This is a genomic window from Collinsella sp. CLA-ER-H6 (assembly GCF_040092305.1).
GTDB lineage: Bacteria > Actinomycetota > Coriobacteriia > Coriobacteriales > Coriobacteriaceae > Collinsella.
This window is the reverse complement of record NZ_JBBNLS010000021.1, coordinates 22401-40998: the sequence shown is the minus strand read 5'-3', so window position 1 is coordinate 40998 and position 18598 is coordinate 22401. Positions and strand designations below refer to the sequence as shown.

Sequence of the window (18598 nt, the reverse complement as noted above, 5' to 3'; positions counted from 1 at the left end):
CATCTCCACCGTTCCTTCAACTGGGAAAACGGCGCCCCCGGACCCCAGGAGGGGCCGCGGGGGCGTTCAGCTAACTGCGGGAACGGCCTATCCGCTCAAAGTGTTCGGCTGAGATCGGAAATCAACCAAGTGGTATTAGGAATGATGCGCAGCATTTAAGCCTCAGGTGGTTGTCGGGACATAGGGATAGTATTCAAAGCGCAGTGTCATAAGCCGCTGCGGGGATTCAATAGCCGCGGCGATGATATTGGCATCGCGGGCACGATCAAACCCTTCGAGTTCGATCTGATACGAGACGTCTTGCATAATGTCCAGACGTCGCCAGGCTAGGAGTGTGTCACCATCGAATTCCAAGGTCTTGCCTCCGTCTGGAGCAACGGCGTATAGACGCAGCTTGGCGGTGGTTGCAGGGTCGACAACCGTGACCTTTTTAATTTCGTTTCGAGTATTCTTGGCGCCCAACAAGGTGAGCAGTGTTGGGGCCACGACCTCGCCCGATGGCAAAAAGACGACTTCGATGGATTCAGGAAATGCGATGATAGCCGACTTGCGGACGGGCTGATTGGCGGCGGCAACTTCGATGTTCGCAGCGTCGATGACCTCCGTGTGGTCGAGCGCGGCAAGCACGCAGCAGTTACCTTCATCGATCTCTTGAGGATCAGCAAGCCCCAGACTGTCCGCGAACTCGGGATCGTTTGGATCGGCAGCGGGCTCATTCGGCGCTTCGAAAGAAGCTGGGACGCTGTTTGTCGGCGACGGCGTGTCGCCCGCACCTGCTTCTTTGTCCGCGCTCTCTTCTTGTATGGTTGCGTTGATGGGTTCGTCGTTTGGGGGGAGCGTCTTGGCGTCAAACGCGGAGGGGAGAATTCCGATGGCTCCGGATCCGTTCCACTCCATTTCGAGAAGCGCCGGGTCGGCAAGAATGCGTTGCCTGCTTTGCGCGCGGGCATCGATTTCAATAGGGCCTGCCTCTATCCCTCGTGTAAGGCTGAGTGATCCGGATGGCTTCTCGAAATGAGCGTCTGTGTCTTTGGTACTGACGGCGTAGAACAGCAGGGACGCTTCTCCCGCCGCGATGGCATCGGTACCGGCTTTGGTCAGCCGCAACGATGCCGTGAATGAGAGGGTGGGCTGCGTGTCGTCTGCATTCGCGGCGGCGCAGCCCAGACATATACCGCCTCCTTTCTCAAAAAACGTACCGTCGAAGGCGACCTTCGCTCCGTTCGCCGAGTCATCGATCGAAGCGATGTCGATGCGCAGCTCTAAATTGCATGGATCGCCATCTGCGTCGAGCACAACCGAGCGCCACGTGCAGACGGCGTACCCCGCCTGGGAGCCGTTTGCCTTGTTCGAACGATTGATATCCACGACTATCGAACCGTCCGTATTACGACGAAGGCATCCCGAGGTTGAGATTGCAGCCTGTGCGATCGAAAAACGCTTGCACGCAATGGCGCTCGACGGATTTGATGCGGAGCTTAGGGCTGCTGGTAAGGAGTCTGCCATGACAGGAGTCGCCCAAGCGGCGACAGGCGTTCCGGTTGCGAGCGCGCCGCAGAGTGCGACGACGGGCAAAAGGTTCTTCGATGCCATGGGGTCTCCTTAGCTAATTTAGTGCGGCCTGTCCGTGTTTTGTTTCTGGCTGCGTTTGATGTGCAGGCCGAGGCCGGCGGTTCCCGCGCCTGCTGCTGTGGCGCCTGCTGCCAAGAGCCATCGTCCATCGCCTGTCTGCGCCAATGGTTCCTCGCGGTCGCCGCGGTCGAGCCCCGAGAGGTCGACCGTCACTTGCGTGGCGGCCTGCGCCTGTTCTTGCTGGGCAAAGGCCATGGCTGGGCCAAACGCTAGGATGCTGACGGCGGCGGCCAGGGCGACGGCCTTATGCCGTGTGCGCACCGGGCTCGACCGTCCAGGTGATCGTTGCAACCTGATCGCCTTCGCCGGTTACGTGGAAGATATCGCGCGTGACGCGGGCGACGTTTCCGCTTGTCTTGAGCTTAATTTTGTCCGTGCCGCCGGCAATGCCCTGGTAGCCCATGTCGAAGGCTGCATTCTTGGAAAGATCGAGGCCTGTCCCCTGCGTTGCGGCACTGGCGTTCTGGAGTGCGCCGTCGGGGCCGACCTTAAAGTCGATGGAGTTCTGCGCGGTTCCGGCCTTGGCGTCGGCGGCAATGGTCCAGGTGTTCATGGCGTCGATTTTCATGTTGGTGACATGGATGCCGTAGGCCGAAAGATTGTCGATGGTGATCGCGTCTTCTGAGGGACCCTGAAGCGTGCCGTCGGCTTGGGCGACGAAGGGAATAACCGTCGGTGCGTTGAACTTGATGTTGTCGATCTCGGTCTTGACCATTACCTTCGTGGTTCCAACACGCCCGGCTGCCATAGCTGGCGTCGGGGCGGCGCCCATTGCGAGCGCGAGCGCGAGCCCTGCACCCACGACGAGCGCTCTGGCTCCGTTCATATTCCTGGTGATGTCCATGGTCGTTCCTTTCTATTCGCCGCGGGCCGTCCCCGCGATGATTGGACGAATGCTGGTGAATCGCGTGCGGTGCCGCGTCGACCGGAAAGCTAGTTCTCGGCTTGCTCAACCCGTACCTTGACGCGTGTCGGGTTGCCGTGGCTGTCATAGGTCTTGGCCTCAAGCGCCTGGATCTCGATGTACGCCTCACCTTCCTCGATGTCGCCGGCGGGGCATGTCTCGACCGTTTTGCCGGTCTCGACCACATCGGATTCGTATATGGTCTCGTCGTTTTGGATGACGCGGAATCGCTGGGGAAATTTATTGTCTTGGACGTTTTGCACGTTGACGCGCAGCTTGCCGTCCTCCTGCAGCTGAGCGACCGGCGCGACCGAAATCGTCATCATGTTGTCGCGGACGATGGCGTCGAGCTCATCTTGGATTTCCTGACGCGTTTTGCCCTCGGCCGTCGTGACCGAAGCGCCCGCCTCGGGTACGGGCTGCGACTGCCAAGCGTATAGTCCTACGGCGACAAGGGCGCAGACGATGGCCAAGCAGGCAACGATGAGCTTCTTGCGACGACCCAGGCCTGCAAAGTGGGGTGGCTTCTTCGCGCTCATGCGGCATCCTTGGCGGTATAGACGCGCGCAAAGGTGGACGGGTCCGCTCCAAAGAGCATGTGAAGCATCAGACGGCGCGAGTAGACGAGCTCGTCGAAGTCGGGAGGGAGCTCGATGTCGTGGATATGCGCGATGTGGTGGGCGAGCGCCGAGAACGACTCGGGGTCGCAGATCACATCGGTGGTAACGTGGTAGACCGTCGTATCGGGGAATGCCTCTTCGTCGAAAGGCAGGAGATGGGGATCGTCGTCGACTTCGATGGCGATGCCGTACTGGGGCCAGTAATATGCCATGGGAACCTCCCTGCTTCTGGGCCAAAACTTCTATCGGTTTTGGCTGTCGACGCCGACCGTATCAGCCGCTACTTGACCAATTTCTGACCAAATGCTTGACGGATTGGCGTCTCCGCAGGTAAAAGGCGGCAAAAAATACTCCAACTTTTTTCGAGCGACAATCGCGCGGTCGGCGACGGCGGGGCCATATGTGTCAAAAGCATCGTCTGCCGAGGAAATCAAGCCGCTCGCCGAATTGCACGAACGTAAAAAACGCCAATTATGGAGACGGTCTCGAACACGTCGACGAAACGATGCGGTAACATCTCCCTGCAAACACTGTAGTTAGCTAAAGGGGGAGTTCGCGTGCCTGCAACCATTAAACCCTTCACCGACGAGTTCGAAGAGTATGGTCGCGACGAGTCTCGCGCATCGGGCGAGGCCTCGAGCATCTCGTTTCCGACAACGGAAAACGAGGTCCGTGCCATTTTGGAAAAGCTCCATGTCGAGCGTGTTCCGGTAACGGTTCAGGGCGCCCGAACCGGCCTTGCCGCCGGCGCCGTGCCCCACGGCGGGCATATCCTCAATACTTCCCGTATGAATCGCTATTTGGGCCTTCGCCGCGATGAACAAGGCCAATTTCTGCTGCGCGTGGAGCCGGGCGTTGTGCTCTCGGAGCTGCGCAAGCAGCTGAGCAAGAAGGTGCTGCCGACCGCTGGTTGGGACCAGGCATCGCTTGAGGCCTACGAGGAGTTCCAAGAGGCTCCCGAGCAGTTTTTTCCCACCGATCCCACCGAGGCGTCTGCCTGTCTGGGCGGCATGGCGGCATGTAACGCCTCCGGTGCCCGCAGCTACGCCTACGGCCCCATGCGCCCACATATCACGGGACTCCACGTCGTGCTGGCTGATGGCGATTTGCTTGAGCTTCGGCGCGGCGAGGCTTTTGCCCAGGGCCGCCACCTGTCGCTCGTGACGGCAGCGGGCCGTACACTCGAGCTCGATCTTCCCGGCTATACCATGCCCAAGACAAAAAATGCTTCGGGCTATTTCGTTGCTGACGATATGGATGCCATCGATCTGTTTATCGGTGCGTGTGGCACAATCGGTGTCATCACCGAACTCGAGATTGCCCTGCAGGTGGCACCCGCGGTCGTTTGGGGCGTGAGCTGCTTCTTCGACAGCGAAGACAAGGCCGTGTCCTTCACCGATTCTGTGCGTCCCGTCCTGTCCCATGCGGCTGCCATCGAGTACTTCGATGCTGGCGCCCTGGATATTCTACGTCGCCAGCGCGAGCAGTCGACGGCGTTTGCCTCGCTGCCTGCGCTCGACAAAGACGCCAAGGTCTGTGTCTACGTGGAGCTCGACTGCGACGACGAAGCCCAGGCGACTGAGGAGCTGTATCACTTGGGGTGGGTACTGGAGCTTGCGGGCGGCAGTGACGATGCGACATGGGTCGCGCGCACCGAGGTCGATCGCGAGTGTCAGCGATTCTTCCGCCATGCGGTGCCCGAGAGCGTCAACATGCTCATCGACGAGCGCCGCCGCATGGATCCCACCATCACCAAACTGGGTTCGGACATGTCGGTGCCCAACGCGCACTTGGCCGATGTTATCGCCCTCTATCGCCGCACGCTGGCGGAAAGTGGGCTTGAATCTGCCGCCTGGGGGCATATCGGTAACAACCATCTGCATGTGAACATTCTGCCGCGCGATGCACAGGATTATCGCCGCGGCGGAGAACTCTTTGCCCAGTGGGCTTCCGAGGTCACGGCCATGGGCGGTGCCGTCTCCGCAGAACACGGCGTCGGCAAGATCAAGGCGGGCTTCTTGGAGACGATGTACGGTCACGAGGCCATGGTCGAGTCGGCGCGGCTCAAGCTCCAGCTCGATCCTGCCGGGCAGCTGGGTCGCGGTAACCTGTTTTCGGAGAAGCTCTTGGATGAGCTCGTCCAGAAAGGGGGCGCGTGAAGATGAGCGATTTCCATATGGTGGTGTGCGTCAAGGCCGTGCCGGGCAGCACCGAGGTCAAGATGGACCCCAAGACCAATACCATCGTGCGCGATGGCAAGCAGGCGGTCATTAATCCCTTTGATGCGAGCGCTTTGGAATGCGCGCTGGCGCTGAAGGACGACTTTATCGGCTTTGGCATGGACGTGCGCGTGACGGTGGTGTCGATGGGCATCCCCGCGACCGAATCGCTGCTGCGCGACTGCATCGCTCGAGGCGCCGACGACGCGCTGCTGCTGACCGACCGAGCCTTTGCGGGCGCCGATACCCTGGCAACCACCTATGCCCTCAAGTGCGGCATCGAAGCGCTCGACGAGGACTTCGACCTGCTCATCTGCGGCAAGATGGCGGTGGATGGCGATACGGCCCAGATTGGCCCCGAGCTTGCCGGCGCCTTTGAGATTCCCTGCGTGACCGATGTGAGCTGCGTGCAGAGCGCAGGTTTTACGACGTGCGGTGCGCTTTCGCTCGTTCACGGTTGCGATGCCGGCGAGGAGACGGTCTATCTTGAGATGCCGTGCGCGATGACGACTGCCAAGGAGATTGGCCAGTTGCGTATGCCGAGTATTGCCGGTATTCGCGCGGCGGAGGAGGCGGACGTGCGCGTGGTCAGCGCCGCCGACGTGAACGCCGACCCCGCGCGTTGCGGTCTTGCCGGGTCGCCGACACAGGTCGTGCGCTCGTTTGTGCCCGACCGTGACCAAACGTGCGAGGCCGTTGAGGGGACGGCGTCCGAGCAGGCGGCAAAGCTTGCCAAGATTATCGAGGGGATGGCATAGATGAGCGGACTGATTATCGATAGCGAAGCCTGTATCGGCTGCGGTCGCTGCGTTCGCGCCTGTGCCTCGGGCGGCATCGTAGTGGAAGGCGAGCGACCCAGCCGATGCGCCCGCGTAACCGACGGCTGCATCCTATGCGGTGGGTGCGTCGACGCCTGCCCTGTCAACGCTATCTCGATCGAGCGTGACGAGGCCGCTGGTGCGGTGGACCTTGATGCATATCGAGACATTTGGGTATTCGCGCAGACCGACGAGCACGATACGGTGACTCCCGTTGCCTATGAGCTTATGGGCAAGGGCCGCGAGCTTGCCGATGCTCGCGACTGCCGTCTGGTGGCACTGATCGGTATGGGTCCCGAGGGTTCTCTCGGCGACCTGGAGCATCTGGTTTGCGCGGGCGCCGACGAAGTCCTGGCCTGTCGCGACGAGCGCCTGCGCCAAAACGATGCGGAGGTCTACGCCCGCTTGATCTGCGATTTGGTAGCCGAACGCAAACCCGAGGCCATCCTATACGGTGCGACCGCTTTTGGCCGCGAACTGGCACCCGGCGTTGCCGTGCGCTTGCAGACGGGCCTTACGGCTGACTGCACCGTACTTTCGATGGATACGGAGACGGGACTGCTGCAACAGACGCGTCCGGCGTTTGGCGGCAACCTGATGGCCACCATCGTCTGCCCCAATCATCGTCCCCAGATGGCAACGGTTCGTCCCGGCATCTTTAAGGCGCCCGACTTTGACTACGACCGCTCCGGCACGATCACCCAGATATCGCTTGCGGATGATGCTAAGGCTCGTGTCGAGATCTCGATTCCCGCCGAGGAGTGGAGGCAGCAGGCCTCGATCGCCGATGCCGAGCGCTTGGTCGTGGTGGGCCGCGGCATTGGCTCCAAGAAGATTCTGCCCCTGATGCGAAGGCTCGCCGAGGCTCTGGGAGCCGAGCTTGGTTGCACGCGACCTGTCGTGGAGGCCGGCTGGTTGGAGTATCGCCATCAGATTGGCCAGACCGGCGTATCGGTTTCGCCCAAGCTTCTCGTGAGTATCGGTGTTTCGGGCGCCATCCAGCATCTTGCCGGCATCGGTGGGGCAGAGTGCATTATCGCCATCAACGAGGACCCGGATGCCCCCATCTTTGGTGCTGCTCAGTACAAGGTTGTCGGTGATGCCGTCGAGGTCGTCGAGGAGCTGCTGGCCCAGCTTGAGCGCTAGGCACGCGCCAGCCAGTCGCGCATCTCGTCCTTTAGGCGGCTCCAAGTCGCCTGCGTGGCGGGGTCGGTAAAGGGCCGCGTAATGCCAAAGGGTGCGTCGAGCAGGCGGTAGATATCGCCCTGCTCGCGCGCCAGCGCGCGGCTCGCTGGATAGACGAGCTCAAACATAAAGCAGATGAGTCCCACCAGGTAGTCTGCGGGCTCGTTGCGTTCATCGCGTGCGACGCAGCGGTGCTCGTCAAAAACGGCAAGTGTCGGCGACGAGAAACGGCTGCCGAGAAACGTCTTCTCGTCCACCTTGAGGATAGTGTCGACAGTGCTGTCGGCGATGGTGCGCATAATGTCGATCTTGTCGCCATCGCGCACGATATCGCAGAAGCTCCGCGTGCGCTCGTCGAGCTGCGCGGGTAGACGGAAATCGCTGTGATAGGCAATGCTCGCTCGGATGAGCTCATCTTCTGCCGGGTCATCGATAAAGTCGCGGATGCTCGTTACAGCGGGCGCATCGGCGGGATTTTCGCCAAAGAGGACCTCGATGCCCAGCGCCGCATGGCTCATGCTCTCGGCATCCTTAAATGTGTCCCAGCGTCGCAGCTGCTCAAAGCGGCCCATATCGTGTAACAGGCCGCAAAGCCATGCTAGGTCAATATCTTCTGACGACCAGCTCTGCTCGCGCGCTACGACATCGCATGCCTCGGCCACGTGGTACGTATGCTCGATTTTGAGCGCGATGCGTGGGTTGGTGGCGTCGTAGGCATCGGTGTAGCTTTTGAAGGCCGCGCGCGCCCGGTCTCGATCGATAGCTGTCATAATGACTTCCTAAAAAGCTGTGTCTTTCGATCCGGTGGCAATTGTAGGTGAACTCGGTTGCCACCGGGCGATGATTCTGCCGCGTCGTTGAATGCGGCTCGGAAATCTTGTCGGGACGAGGAACGCTATGGTGCTCAAAATCGTTAAAACCGTCTGGCCGGTGATGCTTACCTATGTTGCGATAGGCGCGCCGTGCGGAATGATTATGGCGCAGACGGGGATGGAGCCCTGGATGGTTTTTGCTCTGAGCAGCACGTTCGTGACGGGTAGCGGCCAGTTTATGGTCTGCAACCTGTGGCTGGCAGGTGTGCCTGCGGCATCGATTGTCGCAAGTGTGGCCGCAATCTCCTCGCGCTTTGCACTTTATTCGGCATCAATCGCGCCCCATCTGAGGGGTGCCTCGAAGCGTCAGACGCTGGCTGTTGCCGCGACGCTTACCGAGGAGGCATATGGCATCTCGCTTGCCAAGTTGGTTGAAGGGGAGGATTGGGGCCCGCGCGAGTCCTTTGCGCTCAACGCGATCCTCATCGCGACATGGGGCGTTTCGTGCACGATGGGCGCCGTTGTAGGCGCCGTTGTCGATGTCCCCACCGCTATTGCTGGCTTTGTCTGCACCTCGCTCTTTATCTGCCTGCTCTTTTCGCAGCGACTGTCGCGCGGCAATGTCGTGGCTGCCGTTATGGCTGCGGTGTCTGTCGCCATATGCAAGTTCTTGGGGTGGACGAATATCGCCGTGCCGGCAAGCGTGCTCGTCGGTGTTGCCGCGGCGCTTGCGTGCGATGCTTTCGCCGAAGGAAGGGGCGCTCGCGATGCCCGTTAATGAGTTTTTGGTCCTGTGGCTGTCGTCATGGGCGGCTATCGCGTTTTTCCGCATTGCCCCGGCGTTTGCCTTGCGCGGGAGAACGCTGTCGCCCCGCGTTACCGAGGCCTTGGGTTATATTCCGCCCGCCGCCTTTGCGGCGCTGGTCGCTAACGATTTGATAAGCCCTGGCGCTTTCGACGCCGGCTTGTGGCAGGGCTTGATTCCCTGGATTGCGGCCGTCGGCGTCGTGGTCGTGGCGGTCAAGACAAAATCGATGCTGTGGTGCTGCGTCTCGGGCATCGTACTCTATATTGTCTTGAGCCTTATATAGGGGTGGCGTCGCGGGCGCCGAATCTCGTTCCATCCCAACTTGTCGAATTTTTCACCGAGCTGGTCTATTTCTTCTGGTACCATGGTCAAACTTTACTGTAGCAAAGCATGACGTGGGCTTTTGTTCCGCGTCAGCGGAAATGGGGGTTTCATGGCACAGGAAGCGACCGCCAACGAGCAAAAGAAATTCAAGGTTCCGCGCATCCCGGGCGACATCATGATCTATCCGATGATCGTCGGTCTTTTGCTCAACACCTTCTGCCCGCAGGTTTTTGAGATCGGCGGCTTCTTTACGGCTGCCTGCCGCGGTGGCTCCAATACCATCGTCGCCGCGATCCTGCTGTTTGTGGGCGCCGGCATCAGCTTCAAGTCCACGCCGGGCGCCATCAAGACCGGCATCGTCGTGCTGATTCCCAAGCTGGTCGTCGCAGCGGCTCTCGGCCTGGGCGTGGCATATTTCTTTAACGATAACTTCCTGGGTCTGAGCTCCGTGTCTATCATCGGCGGCATTACGTTTTGCAACATGGCGCTCTATACGGGCATCATGGGCGAGTTCGGCGATGAGTCCGAGCAGGGCGCCGTCGGTATCCTGTTCTTTACGGCCGGCCCTGCCGTCACCATGATCATCCTCGGTGTCTCGGGTCTCGCCAACATCCCCGTCGGCACCATCATCGGCTCCATCCTGCCGCTTGTCATCGGTATGGTTCTGGGTAACCTCTTCCCGTTCATCAAGAACCTGCTGGTTCCCGGCGCCAATCCTGCGATTGCCGTTATCGGATTTCAGCTCGGTGCGTCCATGAGCCTTTCGAGCTTCATCACCGGCGGCATTTCGGGCATCCTGCTGGGTCTCATCACACTCTTTATCGTCGGTCCCATTACCTTTGCCTTCGAGCGCCTGTGTGGCGGCAACGGTAAGGCGGCTGTGGCATGCTCCACCATTGCCGGCACGGCCATGACCACGCCAGTCGCCCTCGCCGAGGTCGCTCCGCGCTATGCCGAGCTTGCGCCCACCGCGTATGCGCAGATCGCCACCGCCGTCATCATCACGGCAATCATGGCTCCGATTCTGACCGGCTGGGTCGATAAGAAGTTCTGCCACGGCAAAGAGGATCTGTCGGTCGAAGGCGTCGAGGCTATTGAGGAGGCCGTCGCGACCGACATCGACGGCGAGTAATCGTCGACGCAAGTCAATCAAGCCGACGTGTGCAATTCGCGCCATATGGGCGCCCGAACGAGAGCTGTCTTGCAGCAACGTTCGGGCGCTCTGCTATTATTCCCTTTACCCCTACGGAGTAGGGGGTGTTTATTGCCCAGGTTCGAATTGGGCGATTCTGACCACTTGGATATTGAAGGGATGGCGTCTAGTGGTTAAGGCACTCAAGATTGAGATATTCCTGCTATGCATGATTGTTCTTATCGGACTTGCCGCGCGAAGCCGTCGCTCCCTGTTCTCGAGCACCCAGCAACTTTTATTTAGCATGCTCGGCTATACGTCTGCGGCGTACGTTTTCTTCGATATGATCTGGACGCTTTCGGACGGCGTGAGCACTCCTGTAGGCATTACGGCCAACTGGATTTCCAACGCGGTTTCGTTTTCGCTGTTCGCCATCGCGTGCCTCATTTGGTTTTTCTATTCCGAGACGATGCAGGGCTCACGGCTCCTGACCACGCCCTATAGGGTGGTACTTTTAACGTTGCCAACCGCAGTGGTGGTCGTGCTGGCATTTACCAGCTATTGGACGCACACTATGTTCTATATCGATGTGCAGGGCGTATATCGTCGCGGAGCGCTTTATATGATTCAGCCTATCGTTAGCTACTGCTACGTCATATATACGTCCTTGCATGCCTTTATTCAGGCTCGAAAAGTCGAAAGCCTGCAAAAGAAGGCCATTTATCGCACCCTCTCCTTTTTTGCGGTTCCCGCTCTGGTGGGCGGTACCTTCCAGGTTTTGTTTTCGGTACCGGGCCTTTGCGTCGGTATAACGCTGAGCATCCTGCTGCTCTACATCGTCTACCAGGAGCAACTGATCTCGACTGACCCGTTGACTGGACTCAACAACCGCAACCGTTTTGAGACCTATATGCTGTCGCTCTTTTCAAATGTGGATCAGGCCGAAGATGTATATCTGCTTATGATGGACGCTGACGGCTTTAAGCAGATTAACGATCGCTATGGACATGTGGAGGGCGACCATGCTCTTCAGGTTGTTGCGACGGCGCTCAAGGATGTCTGCTCGGCGTCTGGTGGCTTTATCGCGCGTTATGGTGGCGATGAGTTCGTGGTGCTCCAAAAGGCAGCGGCGGAACAGGATATCATGCATCTGTGCGCGACAATCAACGACGAGCTCGCGCATGCCGAGGTGCCGTATGCATTGCGGATGTCCATCGGTTGCGCGCGGGTCGGCGATAGTGTTGATACCTGGCAAGACTTACTTCGCGCTGCCGATGCGGAGCTCTATCGCGTCAAGGCCGAGAAAAAGAAAGCCGGCGTACAAATACGCTAGAAAAGGGGCATACGACCGCATTGATGGTCGTGCGCCCTTTTTGCGTTTGCGGGGGCCACCGGCCATAACGCCCAGGCGCGGTGCGGCAAGACGAGCGTCTGCCGCCGCGGCTCGGTACGAAATCAACGAGAACCAGTGCATTCCATTAAGCTAAAGTGTGTGAAGGCTCTCTCTTAAAAGGTGAGCTCGCTAGGCTTTTTTGGGTTTGTTGACGATGATTATGCCGCCGCAGACCAACAGCAGGGCAACAAGTACGGTAACGGGGCTCGTGCCAGGGCCCTCGCCGAGCAGCAGCGCGCTCAGCAGCACGCCAAAGACGGGGTTCATAAACCCAAAGACCGAGACGCGGCTGACGGGGTTGACGGCAAGCAGGCGCGACCACAGCGAGTAGGCGACCGCGGAGATAAGCGCCATGTAGATGATGAGCGCGATGGCAGGGACGATCGCAGTAGGGTAGAGCGCACCGCCCATCAAAAAGCCGATGGCGGTGAGGACCAGGCCGCCGACTAAAAACTGCCAGCCGGCAAGCAAAACACCGTCGTGCTTGCGCGAGAAGATGCCGATCAGGCAGGTCGAAAGAGCACCCGCAACAGTGGAGGACAGGATAAAGCCCTCGCCGTCGAGCGTAAAGCCAAAGGTGCCATCTGCGCCCGAGAGGTTGACGAGCGCGACGCCGGCAAAGCCCAGCGCACAGCCAAGCACCTTGACCGTATTGAGCTTCTCGGTGTGAAATGCCAGGGCGGCAAAGAGGATTGCGAGGAAGTTGGCGCTGGCCTCGATGATGGAGCTCGACATGGCGCTGGCGCGCGAGAGGCCCAGATAGAAAAAGAAGTACTGCCCGATAGTCTGGAAGAGCGACAAGACAAAGATGGGCTTGATGTCGCGAGCCTGCGGAATGAGGGGGCGGCGTTGGGCCGCACTCATCCCAACGATAACCAAGGCGCCGGCAAGCGTGAAGCGCAAGCCCGCAAAGAGCAGCTGCGAGGCGCCGTCGTGCGTTGGGATACCAAAGAGTGCGTAGCCGATTTTGATACAGGGGAAGGCCGACCCCCAGAGTGCACAGCAAACAAGGCAGCCCAGGATGAGTCCGGGCAGGGTGGCGAGATACGGCTTGCGGCTTTCCATGATGTCCTTCCTACATGCGCGAAGCAAAAAAGAACCCGCCACCGGGGGTGCCGGTGGCGGGTGTTGTTACCCGAGGGGATTGTACCCGATGGGAAAGCTTTAGGCGAAGTAGGCTACGCCGCTCTCAAAGATCGGCATGAACTTATCGCCGGGGACATGCTCGGGCACGTTGCGGTACAGGTTGTCGCCGCGACGCTCGGCATGGCCCATCTTGCCCAGGACGCGGCCGTCGGGGCTCGTGATGCCCTCGATGGCGAGTGCGGAGCCGTTGGGGTTGACGGAGAGATCCATGCTGGGCTTGCCGTTCTCGCCCACGTACTGCGTGGCGACCTGGCCGTTGGCGATCAGCTGGGCGAGCACTTCGTCATTGGCGACAAAGCGGCCCTCGCCGTGGCTGATGGCGACGGTATAGGGGTCGTCCAGGCTGCACTGCGACAGCCACGGGGACAAGTTGGACGAGATGCGGGTGCGCACCAGACGGCTCTGGTGGCGACCGATGGTGTTGAACGTCAACGTGGGCGCATCGGGCGTGGCGTCGACGATGTCGCCGTAGGGCACCAGGCCGAGCTTGATCAGGGCCTGGAAGCCGTTGCAGATGCCCAGCATCAGGCCATCGCGAGCCTTGAGCAGGTCGCGGACTGCCTCGGTGACCTCGGGAGCGCGGAAGAACGCCGTGATGAACTTGGCAGAGCCGTCGGGCTCGTCGCCGCCCGAGAAGCCGCCGGGGATCATAACGATCTGGCTTGCACGGATGCGGCGGGCAAGCTCGTGGGTGCTCTCGGCGACGGCCTCGGGCGTGAGATTGTTGATCACGAAGGTGTCGGCCTCGGCACCGGCGGCACGGAAGGCGCGGGCGCTGTCGTACTCGCAGTTGTTGCCGGGGAACACGGGGATGATCACGCGCGGGCGGGCGATCTTGGCACCGCCGTACACGTGGATATCCTTGGCGCGGAAGTCGATGGTCTCGACCTCGGGGGTCTCGCCGGCGCTGCGGTAGGCGAAGACGCCCTCGATGCCGCTCTCCCAGGCCTCCTGGAGCTCGGCGAGCTCGATGACCTCGGAGCCGGTGTCGATGACATAGCCCTCGACGGTGGTGCCCAGGGGCTCGACGACAACGCCGTCGGCGACCTCGGGCAGCTCGGCGTCCTCGGCGAGCTCGACGATAAAGCTGCCGTAGAGCGGGGTGAAGAGGCTCTCCACGTCTACATCCTCGGCAAGCTCGATACCGATCTGGTTACCGACGCACATCTTAAAGAGGCTCTCGGCGCCGCAGCCGTAGCCGGGCGTGGATATGGCCAGGGCGTTGCCGGTAGCAGTGAGCGCCTCGACGGCGTCAAACGCGGCGAGCAACTGCTGGGCGTCGGGACGGTAGTCCTCGCCATAGGTGGCGGGGGCGATGCGGACGACGCGGTGCGTGAGGCCCTTGAACTCGGGCGAGACGGCGCGGGCGGCCTTGCCCACGGCGACGGCGAAGCTGATCAGGGTCGGCGGAACGTTGAGCTCGCCGGTCTCGTCCTCAAACGAACCGCTCATGGAGTCCTTGCCGCCGATGGCGCCGGCACCCAGGTCGACTTGGGCCATGAGGGCGCCCAGGACGGCTGCCGTGGGCTTGCCCCAGCGCTCGGCCTCGGTGCGCAGACGCTCGAAGTACTCCTGGAAGGAGAGATAGGCGCGCTTGTGCTCAAAGCCGGCAGCCACGAGCTTGGCGATGGACTCGACCACGGACAGGTAGGCGCCCGCAAACTGGTCGGCCTCCATCAGATAGGGGTTGAAGCCCCATGCCATGGCGCTCGCCGTGGTGGTCTCGCCGTCCACGGGGAACTTGGCGACCATGGCCGAGCTTGGGGTGAGCTGCGTCTTGCCGCCAAAGGGCATGAGCACGGTCGCGGCGCCGATGGTGGAGTCGAAACGCTCGGAAAGACCCTTGTTGGAAACGACGTTGAGGTCGGTGACGAGCGAGGTCATGCGCTCGGCGAGCGTGGTGCCGGCCCAGCTGGGCTGCCACACGCTGCGGGCACAGACGTGGGCGACCTGGTGCTTGGGTGCGCCGTTGGAGTTGAGGAACTCGCGGGACAGGTCGACGATAGCGACGCCGTTCCAGGCCATGCGCATGCGCGGCTCGGCGGTAACCTCGGCGATAACGGTAGCCTCCAGGTTTTCCTCGGCGGCGTAGCCCATGAACTCCTCGACGTCACCGTCGGCGACGGCGCAAGCCATGCGCTCCTGGGACTCGGAGATGGCGAGCTCGGTGCCGTCCAGGCCGTCGTACTTCTTGGTCACGGTGTCCAGGTCGACATACAGGCCGTCGGCAAGCTCGCCCACGGCGACTGAGACGCCGCCGGCGCCAAAGTCGTTGCAGCGCTTGATCAGACGGCAGGCGTCGCCGCGGCGGAAGAGGCGCTGCAGCTTGCGCTCGACAGGGGCGTTGCCCTTCTGGACCTCGGCACCCGAGGTCTCGATGGACTCGGTGTTCTGGGTCTTGGAGGAGCCGGTGGCGCCACCGATGCCATCGCGGCCGGTGCGGCCGCCCAGCAGGATGATCTTGTCGTTGGGGGCGGGGCACTCGCGACGAACGTGGTTTGCCGGGGTAGCGCCCACGACGGCGCCAACCTCCATGCGCTTGGCCACGTAACCGGGGTGATAGAGTTCGTTGACCTGACCGGTGGCAAGGCCGATCTGGTTGCCGTAGCTGGAGTAGCCGGCGGCGGCAGTGGTCACGAGCTTGCGCTGCGGCAGCTTGCCCTCGAGCGTCTCGGAAACCGGGACGGTGGGGTCACCGGCGCCGGTGACACGCATGGCCTGGTACACGTAGCTGCGGCCCGAGAGCGGGTCGCGGATGGCGCCGCCCACGCAGGTGGCGGCACCGCCGAAGGGCTCGATCTCGGTCGGGTGGTTGTGGGTCTCGTTCTTAAACAGGAACAGCCAGTCCTGGTCCTCGCCGTCGACATCGACCTTCACCTTGACGGTGCAGGCGTTAATCTCCTCGGACTCGTCGACATCGGTCATGACGCCGGTCTTCTTAAGGTACTTGGCGCCGATGGTGCCCATGTCCATGAGGCAGACGGGCTTGGCGTCGCGACCGAGCTCATGGCGCATCTCCATGTAGCGGTCGAAGGCCTGCTGCACCACGGCGTCGTCGATCGTCACGTCGTCCAGGACGGTGCCGAAAGTGGTGTGGCGGCAGTGGTCGGACCAATAGGTGTCGATTACGCGGATCTCGGTGATGGTGGGGTCGCGGTCCTCATCGCGGAAGTACTGCTGGCAGAAGGCGATGTCTGCCTCGTCCATGGCAAGGCCGCGATCGGCGATAAAGGCGGCAAGGCCGGCCTCGTCGAGCTTGCGGAAGCCGTCGAGCACCTCGACGGGCTGGGGCTCGGGAGTCTCCATGTACAGCGTCTCGGGCAGGTCGAGCGAGGCGATGCGGGCCTCGACGGGATTCACCACGTAGTGCTTGATGGCCTCGATGGCGGCCTCGTCCAGAGCGCCCGAGATCATATAGACCTTGGCGGAGCGCACGGCGGGGCGCTCACCCTGGCTGATGAGCTGCACGCACTCGCTGGCGGAGTCGGCGCGCTGGTCAAACTGGCCAGGCAGGAACTCGACGGCAAAGACGGCGTCATCGCTTGCGGGGAGTTCGTCGTAGGTCACATCGACCTGGGGCTCGCTAAAGACGGTCGGCACGCAGGAGCGGAAAAGCTCCTCGTCGATGCCCTCGACGTCGTAGCGGTTGATGATCCTCAGGGCCTCGATGCCCTTGATGCCGAGAATTTCGGTCAGCTCGCCCTTGAGCTGCTGAGCCTCGACGTCGAACCCGGGTTTCTTCTCCACGTAGATACGAGAGACCATTGGTTCCTGCCTTCCTGATCGGTTGGGCGTACGGTACGGTATGCGGCAGCGGTCGGTTTGCGGGGTCTGCCCTGCGGTCGCCTTGAGCCACATGTTTGTAAACCTCACTATGATACGACAGCTCGCGGCGCGTTGAGGACGGCGAGGGTGCTACAGTGAAGCGCAAACAAGAGAAAGGCATCACATGGCATTCGTTTCGCTCGCCATCATCGCACTCGTGGCCTTTGCGAGTCCTTTTATCGCCTCGGCGATTCCCGGAAAACCCGTTCCCGAGACGGTCTTTTTGCTCGTGCTCGGCGCGGTGCTGGGACCCCATATGCTCGGCGTCATCCATGTAGATGCTGAGGTCTCGCTTGTGTCCGAGCTCGGCCTGGCCTTTTTGTTCCTGCTTGCCGGCTTTGAGATCGACCCCAAGAGCATCACGGGCGTCGAGGGGCGCTACGGCTTGGCGACGTGGGTCGTCACGTTTGGTATCGCCTGGCTTGCCGTGCGCTTTACCCCGTGGTTCTCAGTCAGTCATTTCGACGGTATCGCCGTGACGCTTGCCCTCACTTCGACGGCGCTCGGTACGCTCGTGCCCATTATGCGTGAGCGCTCGCTCACCGGCACGCGCGTGGGCGACTCGATTCTCGCGTATGGCACTTGGGGCGAGCTCGGTCCCGTGCTCGCGATGTCGGTGCTGTTGTCTGCCCGCACTGGCATCCAAACGCTCGTTATCCTTGGCTTGTTTGCGGTGGTTTGCGTGTTGCTGGCCGTGGTCCCGAGCCGCTCCAAGCGCGTCGGCAGCCGCTTCTTTGCGTTTGTCGAGGAACGCGCCGACACCACGTCGCAGACCTTCGTGCGCCTGACGGTGCTCATCCTGGTCACGCTCGTGGCGTTCTCGGCCATCTTTGACCTCGACATCGTGTTGGGTTCTTTTGCCGCCGGCTTTGTCCTGCGCTATATCATCCCCGAGGGCAACCATACGCTCGAGACCAAGCTCGACGGCCTGGCCTACGGCTTTTTGATTCCGGTGTTCTTTACCGTATCGGGCGCAAAGATCGACCTGACGGCCGTGGCGTCGCGCCCGGGCTTGCTCGCGGGTTTTATCGTGGCGTTGCTGATTATTCGTGCCGTGCCCATTCTCATCTCTATGGGCATTTGTCCCGCGACGCGCGATGTGTCGGCGTATGGCCGCATTACCGTGGCCCTGTACTGCACCACGGCCCTGCCGATCATCGTTGCCGTGACAAGCGTTGCCGTCAACGCGGGTGCGCTGTCGCAAGATATTGCGTCGGTCATGGTTGCCGCTGGTGCCATCACGGTGTTCTTGATGCCATTGCTCGCGCAGCTCTTCTACCGCGTGGTCGACGCCGCGCCGGTTGCCGCCGTGGCAGAAGTTGCCGAGCATCCATCCGATGCGCTCGACATCCTGCGTGCTCATCACGATTTGGCAAGCCTGCTCGCACGCGAGCACGAGTTGCTGACATCGCATGGCCATGGTCGCGTATTTGAGGGCCTGCCTACGCTCGATACGATTGCCGAGCGTCTTTCCGCTGAGGCGGCGAGCGGCCATATCGATGCCCGTATTGTGGACGCGGCACATCTTCTTGCCGATAAGACCTATGGAGACGAGGTCGACCCGTCCGAGCTGACTCCGCGCGAGCGTCGCCGCCTGGAGCGCGCTAAGCTCGCCGTGCGCGAATACCGCCGCCGCATGCTGGAGCTCTATGCGCGCGATGAAGCCCAGGACGACGACGGCAGGTAGCCGACACCGCTGCGGAAAATGAATCCCGGAATTGGCGTCCAGAGTGGGATGCACTTTCCGCGAGAGGCCCGTTGTGGAAAGTGCGTCCCAGAA

The 18598-nt window shown here is 61.3% G+C and carries 16 protein-coding genes; 9 read left to right on the top strand and 7 right to left on the bottom strand.

Annotated features, from left to right (window positions below; genetic code table 11):
- Positions 1 to 162 precede the first annotated feature (162 nt).
- Positions 163 to 1593, bottom strand: coding sequence for a hypothetical protein (locus AAAX77_RS08990; RefSeq protein ID WP_217107697.1), 1431 nt, complete (start codon positions 1591 to 1593; stop codon positions 163 to 165).
- 21 nt (positions 1594 to 1614) lie between these two features.
- Between AAAX77_RS08990 and AAAX77_RS08985 the strand changes: the two genes are divergently transcribed.
- Positions 1615 to 1845 carry a hypothetical protein gene (locus tag AAAX77_RS08985; RefSeq protein ID WP_349105908.1) on the top strand — a complete coding sequence of 77 codons (231 nt, stop codon included), beginning with the start codon at positions 1615 to 1617 and terminating at the stop codon, positions 1843 to 1845.
- Positions 1846 to 1876: 31 nt separating this feature from the next.
- On the opposite strand, the gene AAAX77_RS08980 is transcribed toward AAAX77_RS08985, so the two are convergent.
- The 3 genes from AAAX77_RS08980 to AAAX77_RS08970 form a co-directional block, all read right to left on the bottom strand.
- Positions 1877 to 2476, bottom strand: a complete 600-nt coding sequence (locus AAAX77_RS08980; protein ID WP_195568625.1) for a hypothetical protein — start codon at positions 2474 to 2476, stop codon at positions 1877 to 1879.
- 89 nt (positions 2477 to 2565) lie between these two features.
- Complete coding sequence (locus AAAX77_RS08975) at positions 2566 to 3075, bottom strand: hypothetical protein (protein WP_055310535.1); 510 nt, start codon at positions 3073 to 3075, stop codon at positions 2566 to 2568.
- Positions 3072 to 3368: a hypothetical protein gene (locus AAAX77_RS08970; RefSeq protein ID WP_035137058.1), complete on the bottom strand. Its 297-nt coding sequence runs from the start codon at positions 3366 to 3368 to the stop codon at positions 3072 to 3074. The genes AAAX77_RS08975 and AAAX77_RS08970 overlap by 4 nt, the downstream gene beginning before the upstream one ends.
- 345 nt (positions 3369 to 3713) lie before the next feature.
- Here AAAX77_RS08970 and AAAX77_RS08965 point away from each other — a divergent pair, with 345 nt between their 5' ends.
- Genes AAAX77_RS08965 through AAAX77_RS08955 form a run of 3 tightly spaced genes read left to right on the top strand, consistent with a single transcriptional unit; the run spans position 3714 to position 7339 of the window.
- Positions 3714 to 5315 carry an FAD-binding oxidoreductase gene (locus AAAX77_RS08965; RefSeq protein WP_349105907.1) on the top strand — a complete coding sequence of 534 codons (1602 nt, stop codon included), beginning with the start codon at positions 3714 to 3716 and terminating at the stop codon, positions 5313 to 5315.
- 2 nt (positions 5316 to 5317) lie between these two features.
- A complete protein-coding gene (locus AAAX77_RS08960) occupies positions 5318 to 6133 on the top strand; it encodes an electron transfer flavoprotein subunit beta/FixA family protein (protein ID WP_196032209.1) in 816 nt (271 codons plus the stop codon).
- Positions 6134 to 7339, top strand: a complete 1206-nt coding sequence (locus tag AAAX77_RS08955; RefSeq protein WP_349105905.1) for an electron transfer flavoprotein subunit alpha — start codon at positions 6134 to 6136, stop codon at positions 7337 to 7339.
- Here the strand turns inward: AAAX77_RS08955 and AAAX77_RS08950 are convergent.
- Entirely contained in the window at positions 7336 to 8148 is an 813-nt protein-coding gene (locus tag AAAX77_RS08950; protein ID WP_349105903.1) for an HD domain-containing protein, read from the bottom strand. The genes AAAX77_RS08955 and AAAX77_RS08950 overlap by 4 nt on opposite strands.
- A gap of 127 nt (positions 8149 to 8275) precedes the next feature.
- Between AAAX77_RS08950 and AAAX77_RS08945 the strand changes: the two genes are divergently transcribed.
- The 4 genes from AAAX77_RS08945 to AAAX77_RS08930 all read left to right on the top strand — a co-directional run bounded on the left by AAAX77_RS08945 (position 8276) and on the right by AAAX77_RS08930 (position 11787).
- Entirely contained in the window at positions 8276 to 8968 is a 693-nt protein-coding gene (locus AAAX77_RS08945) for an AzlC family ABC transporter permease (protein WP_343006571.1), read from the top strand.
- Entirely contained in the window at positions 8958 to 9281 is a 324-nt protein-coding gene (locus tag AAAX77_RS08940) for an AzlD domain-containing protein (protein WP_349105902.1), read from the top strand. Before AAAX77_RS08945 ends, AAAX77_RS08940 begins: the two co-directional genes overlap by 11 nt.
- Before the next feature lie 150 nt (positions 9282 to 9431).
- Positions 9432 to 10454 (top strand): 2-keto-3-deoxygluconate permease, encoded by a 1023-nt coding sequence (locus AAAX77_RS08935; RefSeq protein ID WP_349088836.1) that lies wholly within the window; start codon positions 9432 to 9434, stop codon positions 10452 to 10454.
- 190 nt (positions 10455 to 10644) lie between these two features.
- Positions 10645 to 11787: a diguanylate cyclase gene (locus AAAX77_RS08930; protein WP_349105900.1), complete on the top strand. Its 1143-nt coding sequence runs from the start codon at positions 10645 to 10647 to the stop codon at positions 11785 to 11787.
- A gap of 189 nt (positions 11788 to 11976) precedes the next feature.
- On the opposite strand, the gene AAAX77_RS08925 is transcribed toward AAAX77_RS08930, so the two are convergent.
- Both AAAX77_RS08925 and AAAX77_RS08920 read right to left on the bottom strand, forming a co-directional pair.
- Positions 11977 to 12912, bottom strand: coding sequence for a DMT family transporter (locus tag AAAX77_RS08925; protein ID WP_349105898.1), 936 nt, complete (start codon positions 12910 to 12912; stop codon positions 11977 to 11979).
- A gap of 99 nt (positions 12913 to 13011) precedes the next feature.
- On the bottom strand, positions 13012 to 16758 hold the full coding sequence (locus tag AAAX77_RS08920; RefSeq protein ID WP_349105896.1) for a phosphoribosylformylglycinamidine synthase: 3747 nt from the start codon (positions 16756 to 16758) through the stop codon (positions 13012 to 13014).
- Between the two features lie 184 nt (positions 16759 to 16942).
- Between AAAX77_RS08920 and AAAX77_RS08915 the strand changes: the two genes are divergently transcribed.
- The gene (locus AAAX77_RS08915; RefSeq protein ID WP_349074588.1) at positions 16943 to 18505 is read left to right on the top strand and encodes a cation:proton antiporter; all 1563 of its coding nucleotides are present in this window, start codon (positions 16943 to 16945) and stop codon (positions 18503 to 18505) included.
- Positions 18506 to 18598: the final 93 nt, after the last annotated feature.

Bases quoted from the DNA above. Each gene is read 5' to 3' on its own strand.
- AAAX77_RS08990 (WP_217107697.1), bottom strand. From the start codon at position 1,593: ATGGCATCGAAGAACCTTTTGCCCGTCGTCGCACTCTGCGGCGCGCTC.
- AAAX77_RS08980 (WP_195568625.1), bottom strand. From the start codon at position 2,476: ATGGACATCACCAGGAATATGAACGGAGCCAGAGCGCTCGTCGTGGGT.
- AAAX77_RS08975 (WP_055310535.1), bottom strand. From the start codon at position 3,075: ATGAGCGCGAAGAAGCCACCCCACTTTGCAGGCCTGGGTCGTCGCAAG.
- AAAX77_RS08970 (WP_035137058.1), bottom strand. From the start codon at position 3,368: ATGGCATATTACTGGCCCCAGTACGGCATCGCCATCGAAGTCGACGAC.
- AAAX77_RS08960 (WP_196032209.1), top strand. From the start codon at position 5,318: ATGAGCGATTTCCATATGGTGGTGTGCGTCAAGGCCGTGCCGGGCAGC.
- AAAX77_RS08955 (WP_349105905.1), top strand. From the start codon at position 6,134: ATGAGCGGACTGATTATCGATAGCGAAGCCTGTATCGGCTGCGGTCGC.
- AAAX77_RS08950 (WP_349105903.1), bottom strand. From the start codon at position 8,148: ATGACAGCTATCGATCGAGACCGGGCGCGCGCGGCCTTCAAAAGCTAC.
- AAAX77_RS08945 (WP_343006571.1), top strand. From the start codon at position 8,276: ATGGTGCTCAAAATCGTTAAAACCGTCTGGCCGGTGATGCTTACCTAT.
- AAAX77_RS08940 (WP_349105902.1), top strand. From the start codon at position 8,958: ATGCCCGTTAATGAGTTTTTGGTCCTGTGGCTGTCGTCATGGGCGGCT.
- AAAX77_RS08935 (WP_349088836.1), top strand. From the start codon at position 9,432: ATGGCACAGGAAGCGACCGCCAACGAGCAAAAGAAATTCAAGGTTCCG.
- AAAX77_RS08925 (WP_349105898.1), bottom strand. From the start codon at position 12,912: ATGGAAAGCCGCAAGCCGTATCTCGCCACCCTGCCCGGACTCATCCTG.
- AAAX77_RS08920 (WP_349105896.1), bottom strand. From the start codon at position 16,758: ATGGTCTCTCGTATCTACGTGGAGAAGAAACCCGGGTTCGACGTCGAG.
- AAAX77_RS08915 (WP_349074588.1), top strand. From the start codon at position 16,943: ATGGCATTCGTTTCGCTCGCCATCATCGCACTCGTGGCCTTTGCGAGT.